1 protein-coding gene is annotated in these 9,718 nt (G+C 42.6%); it reads left to right on the plus strand.

Annotation, left to right across the window (positions count from 1 at the left end):
• Positions 1-443: 443 nt before the first annotated feature.
• Positions 444-9,659 (plus strand): hypothetical protein, encoded by a 9,216-nt coding sequence (locus RSE15_RS10375; protein WP_324068284.1) that lies wholly within the window; start codon positions 444-446, stop codon positions 9,657-9,659.
• The last annotated feature ends 59 nt before the right edge of the window (positions 9,660-9,718 follow it).

A 9,718-nucleotide genomic window follows, 5' to 3' on the forward strand; every position in this document is an offset into this window, starting at 1 on the left:
TTTTTATTTTTTTGATTATTAGAATTTTTTGCATAACCTATCTTCCCAAATGGATTTTCGCTATTATTTTTTTTGCTTTTATTAAATGACATATTTTCTATAAAAGACAATAATGAAAAATAGTGATTATTTCGATTTTCAGCTTTATTTTTTATATTAAATAAATAATAACTAATACAATAACAGTTTGTTATGATGTAAAAACATGTTTTTTTGTCATAGATTTAAGAACTTCAAAATTTATTTTTTTCTATATTTTTTCTATATATTTTTTCGAATTATTAATTTTATTTTTGCATTTTGTGACTTTACCTTGTGTGTTGATAGTTGATTTTGATTTTTAAATATTTATATTTTTTCAAAATTCAGTTCATAAAATTTAAGTCATTTAATTAAATAGATTATCATATAACAAATTCGATAAAAAAAGGAATTACATAATCATGAAAAAATTATTTATTAGCATTCTACTATTGTTTTTTTCAAATGCATTGTTATCTCAAACATATGATGCAAATTTTAATTCATTTAATTTTGGGACTAACTTTTCTAATAAAATTGGAAATGGCCAAAGTAATGGCAATAAAGTTTTATATACAAATGTAATCACAATAGGTGGGCAATCTATTGATGTTATAGTAACAACAGTGTCAGTAAGTAATGTTTCATCATTTCAAAACTATGATGGTGGTGGTACTGCTGCAGAAATACCATTTTTTAATCCTAGATTATCTTTTGGATCTGGAGGAGGTTCTTTTAAAGTAAATTTTCAATTTATTTTAGGAGGTTCTTATAATAATACTACAAATACAGGAACAAATATTCAGATAAAAAATTTTTATATAAATTCTTATGATTTAGATGGTAATGGTAGTGCTGGAACAAATCAATTTAATGAGTTTCAATTTTTTTCTTCTTATGAACTTGGTGGGCCTTTTTTAACTTCAACCAATACTAGTAATACTCCTCCATCAGGAAATACAGTAATTAATGTAATTCCAATCCCAAGCGAGAATACTACAAAATTCAGGTCAACTCATTATTTAAATAGCGGTACAACAATAACAGATCAAACTAGAGTAAGGTTAAAATATGAAAATTTTATTTCAAATGTTACTATAAATATGGGGTCTGAAGGAAGTGGTCTAGCTTTCTTTTTTTTAGATTTTTCTGTCGGTCCTAGTTTTGGAACTGCAGTATCAACTTTAGATTCAGATAGTGATGGTATAATTGATGCTAATGATACCTGTCCCAATACTGCTCTTGGTGTTACGGTCGGCACTAACGGATGTCCGCTTCCTCCAGCCACTCCAATAGCAAGTGTGACAGTACAACCAACATGTGCCATACCAACTGGAACAATAGTTTTTACATCTCCAACAGGCGTTGAATACAGCATTAATGGTACTACTTACCAATCAAGTGCTACCTTCACAGGAGTTGCTCCAGGCACCTACACATTAAGAGTACGCTCTACAGCGGATAATACATTAGTTACAACAGGTGCAACAGTAACTGTAAACGCAGTAGCAAGTGCACCAAGCACCCCATCGGCAAGTGTCACAGTACAACCAACTTGTGCTGTCACAACAGGAACGATTGTTTTCACAACGCAATCAGGAGTTGAGTACAGCATTAATGGCACCACCTACCAATCAAGTGCTACCTTCACAGGAGTTGCACCAGGTACTTACACATTGAGAGTTCGCTCCACAACAAACACTTCTTGCATAACAACTGGAGCAACAGTAACCATAAACGCAGTACCAAGTGCACCAAGCTCTCCAACAGCGAGTGTAACAGTACAACCAACTTGTGCCGTCACAACAGGTACAATAGTATTCACTACGCAATCAGGAGTAGATTACAGTATTAATGGTACCACCTACCAATCAAGTGCTACTTTTACAGGAGTTGCACCAGGTACTTACACACTTCGTGTTCGCTCAACAACAGATAATACCTGTATTACTTCAGGTTCAAGTAGTGTAACCGTAAACGCGGTACCAAGTGCACCAAGCTCTCCATCGGCAAGTGTCACAGTACAACCAACGTGTGCCGTACCAACAGGAACGATTGTTTTCACAACGCAATCAGGCGTTGAGTACAGCATTAATGGCACCACCTACCAATCAAGTGCTACCTTCACAGGAGTTGCACCAGGTACTTACACATTGAGAGTTCGCTCCACAACAAACACTTCTTGCATAACAACTGGCGCAACAGTAACCATAAACGCAGTAGCAAGTGCTCCAAGCACCCCATCGGCAAGTGTCACAGTACAACCAACATGTGCTGTACCAACAGGAACGATTGTTTTCACAACGCAATCAGGCGTTGAGTACAGCATTGATGGCACCACTTACCAATCAAGTGCTACCTTCACAGGAGTTGCAGCAGGAACGTATACCATAAGTGTTCGCTCTACAGCAGATAACACCTGTAGTACAACAGGCGCAACACTAACCATAAACGCAGTAGCAAGTGCACCAAGCTCCCCAACAGCGAGTGTCACAGTACAACCAACTTGTGCAGTTACAACAGGTACAATAGTATTCACAACGCAATCAGGCGTTGAGTACAGCATTGATGGCACCACTTACCAATCAAGTGCTACCTTCACAGGAGTTGCAGCAGGAACGTATACCATAAGTGTTCGCTCTACAGCAGATAACACATGTAGTACAACAGGCGCAACAGTAACCGTAAACGCAGTAGCAAGTGCTCCAAGCACCCCATCGGCAAGTGTCACAGTACAACCAACATGTGCCGTACCAACAGGAACGATTGTTTTCACAACGCAATCAGGCGTTGAGTACAGCATTGATGGTACCACTTACCAATCAAGTGCTACCTTCACAGGAGTTGCAGCAGGAACGTATACCATAAGTGTTCGCTCTACAGCAGATAACACATGTAGTACAACAGGCGCAACACTAACCATAAACGCAGTAGTAAGTGCTCCAAGCTCCCCAACAGCAAGTGTCACAGTACAACCAACATGTGCCGTACCAACAGGAACGATTGTTTTCACAACGCAATCAGGTGTTGAGTACAGCATTGATGACACCACTTACCAATCAAGTGCTACCTTCACAGGAGTTGCAGCAGGAACGTATACCATAAGTGTTCGCTCTACAGCAGATAACACCTGTAGTACAACAGGCGCAACAGTAACCATAAACGCAGTAGCAAGTGCTCCAAGCACCCCATCGGCAAGTGTCACAGTACAACCAACATGTGCTGTACCAACAGGAACGATTGTTTTCACAACGCAATCAGGCGTTGAGTACAGCATTGATGGCACCACTTACCAATCAAGTGCTACCTTCACAGGAGTTGCAGCAGGAACGTATACCATAAGTGTTCGCTCTACAGCAGATAACACCTGTAGTACAACAGGCGCAACACTAACCATAAACGCAGTAGCAAGTGCACCAAGCTCCCCAACAGCGAGTGTCACAGTACAACCAACTTGTGCAGTTACAACAGGTACAATAGTATTCACAACGCAATCAGGCGTTGAGTACAGCATTGATGGCACCACTTACCAATCAAGTGCTACCTTCACAGGAGTTGCAGCAGGAACGTATACCATAAGTGTTCGATCTACAGCAGATAACACATGTAGTACAACAGGCGCAACAGTAACCGTAAACGCAGTAGCAAGTGCTCCAAGCACCCCATCGGCAAGTGTCACAGTTCAACCAACATGTGCCGTACCAACAGGAACGATTGTTTTCACAACGCAATCAGGCGTTGAGTACAGCATTGATGGTACCACTTACCAATCAAGTGCTACCTTCACAGGAGTTGCAGCAGGAACGTATACCATAAGTGTTCGCTCTACAGCAGATAACACATGTAGTACAACAGGCGCAACACTAACCATAAACGCAGTAGTAAGTGCTCCAAGCTCCCCAACAGCAAGTGTCACAGTACAACCAACGTGTGCCGTACCAACAGGAACGATTGTTTTCACAACGCAATCAGGCGTTGATTACAGCATTGATGGCGCCACTTACCAATCAAGTGCTACCTTCACAGGAGTTGCAGCAGGAACGTATACCATAAGTGTTCGCTCTACAGCAGATAACACCTGTAGTACAACAGGCGCAACAGTAACCATAAACGCAGTACCAAGTGCACCAAGCTCCCCATCGGCAAGTGTCACAGTACAACCAACTTGTGCAGTTACAACAGGTACAATAGTATTCACAACGCAATCAGGCGTTGAGTACAGCATTGATGGCACCACTTACCAATCAAGTGCTACCTTCACAGGAGTTGCAGCAGGAACGTATAACATAAGTGTTCGCTCTACAGCAGATAACACATGTAGTACAACAGGCGCAACAGTAACCATAAACGCAGTAGCAAGTGCTCCAAGCACCCCATCGGCAAGTGTCACAGTACAACCAACGTGTGCCGTACCAACAGGAACGATTGTTTTCACAACGCAATCAGGCGTTGATTACAGCATTGATGGCGCCACTTACCAATCAAGTGCTACCTTCACAGGAGTTGCAGCAGGAACGTATACCATAAGTGTTCGCTCTACAGCAGATAACACCTGTAGTACAACAGGCGCAACAGTAACCATAAACGCAGTACCAAGTGCACCAAGCTCCCCATCGGCAAGTGTCACAGTACAACCAACTTGTGCAGTTACAACAGGTACAATAGTATTCACAACGCAATCAGGCGTTGAGTACAGCATTGATGGCACCACTTACCAATCAAGTGCTACCTTCACAGGAGTTGCAGCAGGAACGTATAACATAAGTGTTCGCTCTACAGCAGATAACACATGTAGTACAACAGGCGCAACACTAACCATAAACGCAGTAGTAAGTGCTCCAAGCTCCCCAACAGCAAGTGTCACAGTACAACCAACGTGTGCCGTACCAACAGGAACGATTGTTTTCACAACGCAATCAGGCGTTGAGTACAGCATTGATGACACCACTTACCAATCAAGTGCTACCTTCACAGGAGTTGCAGCAGGAACGTATACCATAAGTGTTCGCTCTACAGCAGATAACACATGTAGTACAACAGGCGCAACAGTAACCATAAACGCAGTAGTAAGTGCTCCAAGCTCCCCAACAGCAAGTGTCACAGTACAACCAACGTGTGCCGTACCAACAGGAACGATTGTTTTCACAACGCAATCAGGCGTTGAGTACAGCATTGATGGCACCACTTACCAATCAAGTGCTACCTTCACAGGAGTTGCAGCAGGAACTTATACCATAAGTGTTCGCTCTACAGCAGATAACACATGTAGTACAACAGGCGCAACAGTAACCATAAACGCAGTAGCAAGTGCTCCAAGCACCCCATCGGCAAGTGTCACAGTACAACCAACGTGTGCCGTACCAACAGGAACGATTGTTTTCACAACGCAATCAGGCGTTGAGTACAGCATTGATGGCACCACTTACCAATCAAGTGCTACTTTCACAGGAGTAGCAGCAGGAACGTATACCATAAGTGTTCGCTCTACAGCAGATAACACATGTAGTACAACAGGCGCAACAGTAACCATAAACGCAGTAGCAAGTGCACCAAGTTCCCCAACAGCGAGTGTCACAGTACAACCAACGTGTGCCGTACCAACAGGAACGATTGTTTTCACAACGCAATCAGGCGTTGAGTACAGCATTGATGGCACCACTTACCAATCAAGTGCTACTTTCACAGGAGTAGCAGCAGGAACGTATACCATAAGTGTTCGCTCTACAGCAGATAACACATGTAGTACAACAGGTGCAACAGTAACAATAGATGCAGTAAAGAGTGCACCAAGCACCCCATCGGCAAGTGTCACAGTACAACCAACATGTGCCGTACCAACAGGAACGATTGTTTTCACAACGCAATCAGGCGTTGAGTACAGCATTGATGGCACCACTTACCAATCAAGTGCTACCTTCACAGGAGTTGCAGCAGGAACGTATACCATAAGTGTTCGCTCTACAGCAGATAACACATGTAGTACAACAGGCGCAACACTAACCATAAACGCAGTACCAAGTGCACCAAGCTCCCCATCGGCAAGTGTCACAGTACAACCAACGTGTGCCGTACCAACAGGAACGATTGTTTTCACAACGCAATCAGGCGTTGAGTACAGCATTGATGGTACCACTTACCAATCAAGTGCTACCTTCACAGGAGTAGCAGCAGGAACGTATACCATAAGTGTTCGATCTACAGCAGATAACACATGTAGTACAACAGGTGCAACAGTAACAATAGATGCAGTAAAGAGTGCACCAAGCACCCCATCGGCAAGTGTCACAGTACAACCAACATGTGCCGTACCAACAGGAACGATTGTTTTCACAACGCAATCAGGCGTTGAGTACAGCATTGATGGCACCACTTACCAATCAAGTGCTACCTTCACAGGAGTTGCAGCAGGAACGTATACCATAAGTGTTCGCTCTACAGCAGATAACACATGTAGTACAACAGGCGCAACAGTAACCATAAACGCAGTACCAAGTGCACCAAGTTCCCCAACAGCGAGTGTCACAGTACAACCAACATGTGCCGTACCAACAGGAACGATTGTTTTCACAACGCAATCAGGCGTTGAGTACAGCATTGATGGCACCACTTACCAATCAAGTGCTACCTTCACAGGAGTTGCAGCAGGAACGTATACCATAAGTGTTCGCTCTACAGCAGATAACACCTGTAGTACAACAGGCGCAACAGTAACCATAAACGCAGTACCAAGTGCACCAAGTTCCCCAACAGCGAGTGTCACAGTACAACCAACATGTGCCGTACCAACAGGAACGATTGTTTTCACAACGCAATCAGGCGTTGAGTACAGCATTGATGGCACCACTTACCAATCAAGTGCTACCTTCACAGGAGTTGCAGCAGGAACGTATACCATAAGTGTTCGCTCTACAGCAGATAACACATGTAGTACAACAGGCGCAACAGTAACCATAAACGCAGTACCAAGTGCACCAAGTTCCCCAACAGCGAGTGTCACAGTACAACCAACATGTGCCGTACCAACAGGAACGATTGTTTTCACAACGCAATCAGGCGTTGAGTACAGCATTGATGGCGCCACTTACCAATCAAGTGCTACCTTCACAGGAGTTGCAGCAGGAACGTATACCATAAGTGTTCGCTCTACAGCAGATAACACATGTAGTACAACAGGCGCAACAGTAACCATAAACGCAGTAGCAAGTGCTCCAAGCACCCCATCGGCAAGTGTCACAGTACAACCAACATGTGCCGTACCAACAGGAACGATTGTTTTCACAACGCAATCAGGCGTTGAGTACAGCATTGATGGCACCACTTACCAATCAAGTGCTACCTTCACAGGAGTTGCAGCAGGAACGTATACCATAAGTGTTCGCTCTACAGCAGATAACACATGTAGTACAACAGGCGCAACAGTAACCATAAACGCAGTAGCAAGTGCTCCAAGCACCCCATCGGCAAGTGTCACAGTACAACCAACATGTGCCGTACCAACAGGAACGATTGTTTTCACAACGCAATCAGGCGTTGAGTACAGCATTGATGGCACCACTTACCAATCAAGTGCTACCTTCACAGGAGTTGCAGCAGGAACTTATACCATAAGTGTTCGCTCTACAGCAGATAACACATGTAGTACAACAGGCGCAACAGTAACCATAAACGCAGTACCAAGTGCACCAAGTTCCCCAACAGCGAGTGTCACAGTACAACCAACTTGTGCAGTTACAACAGGTACAATAGTATTCACAACGCAATCAGGCGTTGAGTACAGCATTGATGGCACCACTTACCAATCAAGTGCTACCTTCACAGGAGTTGCAGCAGGAACGTATACCATAAGTGTTCGCTCTACAGCAGATAACACATGTAGTACAACAGGCGCAACACTAACCATAAACGCAGTAGCAAGTGCTCCAATCACCCCATCGGCAAGTGTCACAGTACAACCAACATGTGCCGTACCAACAGGAACGATTGTTTTCACAACGCAATCAGGCGTTGAGTACAGCATTGATGGTACCACTTACCAATCAAGTGCTACTTTTACAGGAGTAGCAGCAGGAACGTATACCATAAGTGTTCGCTCTACAGCAGATAACACATGTAGTACAACAGGCGCAACACTAACCATAAACGCAGTAGCAAGTGCTCCAATCACCCCATCGGCAAGTGTCACAGTACAACCAACATGTGCCGTACCAACAGGAACGATTGTTTTCACAACGCAATCAGGCGTTGAGTACAGCATTGATGGTACCACTTACCAATCAAGTGCTACTTTTACAGGAGTAGCAGCAGGAACGTATACCATAAGTGTTCGCTCTACAGCAGATAACACATGTAGTACAACAGGTGCAAATAGTGTAACAGTATTTAACTCTATATGTGCAGTAGATGATAGTTATAGTTCAATCAATGGTTATACAGGATCCACTACAGCTTCTGTGTTAGTGAATGACACATTAAATGGAGTAGTTGTAAATCCATCACAAATTATATTAACACCAGTTACTGTTCCAAGTGGCTTTACATTAAATGCGGATGGTACTATTACTATTGCATCAGGAATTTCAGCAGGAACGTACACGGTTACTTATTCTATCTGTGAGGTGTTGAATCCAACGAATTGTGACACAGCAGATGTTTTTATTACAGTAGTTGCAGCGCCGATAGTTGCAGTAGATGATAGTTATAGTTCAATCAATGGTTATACAGGATCCACTACAGCTTCTGTGTTAGTGAATGACACATTAAATGGAGTAGTTGTAAATCCATCACAAATTATATTAACACCAGTTACTGTTCCAAGTGGCTTTACATTAAATGCGGATGGTACTATTACTATTGCATCAGGAATTTCAGCAGGAACGTACACGGTTACTTATTCTATCTGTGAGGTGTTGAATCCAACGAATTGTGACACAGCAGATGTTTTTATTACAGTAGTTGCAGCGCCGATAGTTGCAGTAGATGATAGTTATAGTTCAATCAATGGTTATACAGGATCCACTACAGCTTCTGTGTTAGTGAATGACACATTAAATGGAGTAGTTGTAAATCCATCACAAATTATATTAACACCAGTTACTGTTCCAAGTGGCTTTACATTAAATGCGGATGGTACTATTACTATTGCATCAGGGATTTCAGCAGGAACGTACACGGTTACTTATTCTATCTGTGAGGTGTTGAATCCAACGAATTGTGACACAGCAGATGTTTTTATTACAGTAGTTGCAGCGCCGATAGTTGCAGTAGATGATAGTTATAGTTCAATCAATGGTTATACAGGATCCACTACAGCTTCTGTGTTAGCGAATGACACATTAAATGGAGTAGTTGTAAATCCATCACAAATTATATTAACACCAGTTACTGTTCCAAGTGGATTTACATTAAATACGGATGGTACTATTACTATTGCATCAGGGATTTCAGCAGGAACGTACACGGTTACTTATTCTATCTGTGAGGTGTTGAATCCAACGAATTGTGACACAGCAGATGTTGTTATTACAGTAGTTGCAGCGCCGATAGTTGCAGTAGATGATAGTTATAGTTCAATCAATGGTTATACAGGATCCACTACAGCTTCTGTGTTAGTGAATGACACATTAAATGGAGTATTGTAAATCCATCACAAATTATATTAACACCAGTTACTGTTCCAAGTGGCTTTACATTAAATGCG

The sequence above is a fragment of the Flavobacterium sp. genome, assembly GCF_035195345.1.
Classification (GTDB): domain Bacteria; phylum Bacteroidota; class Bacteroidia; order Flavobacteriales; family Flavobacteriaceae; genus Flavobacterium.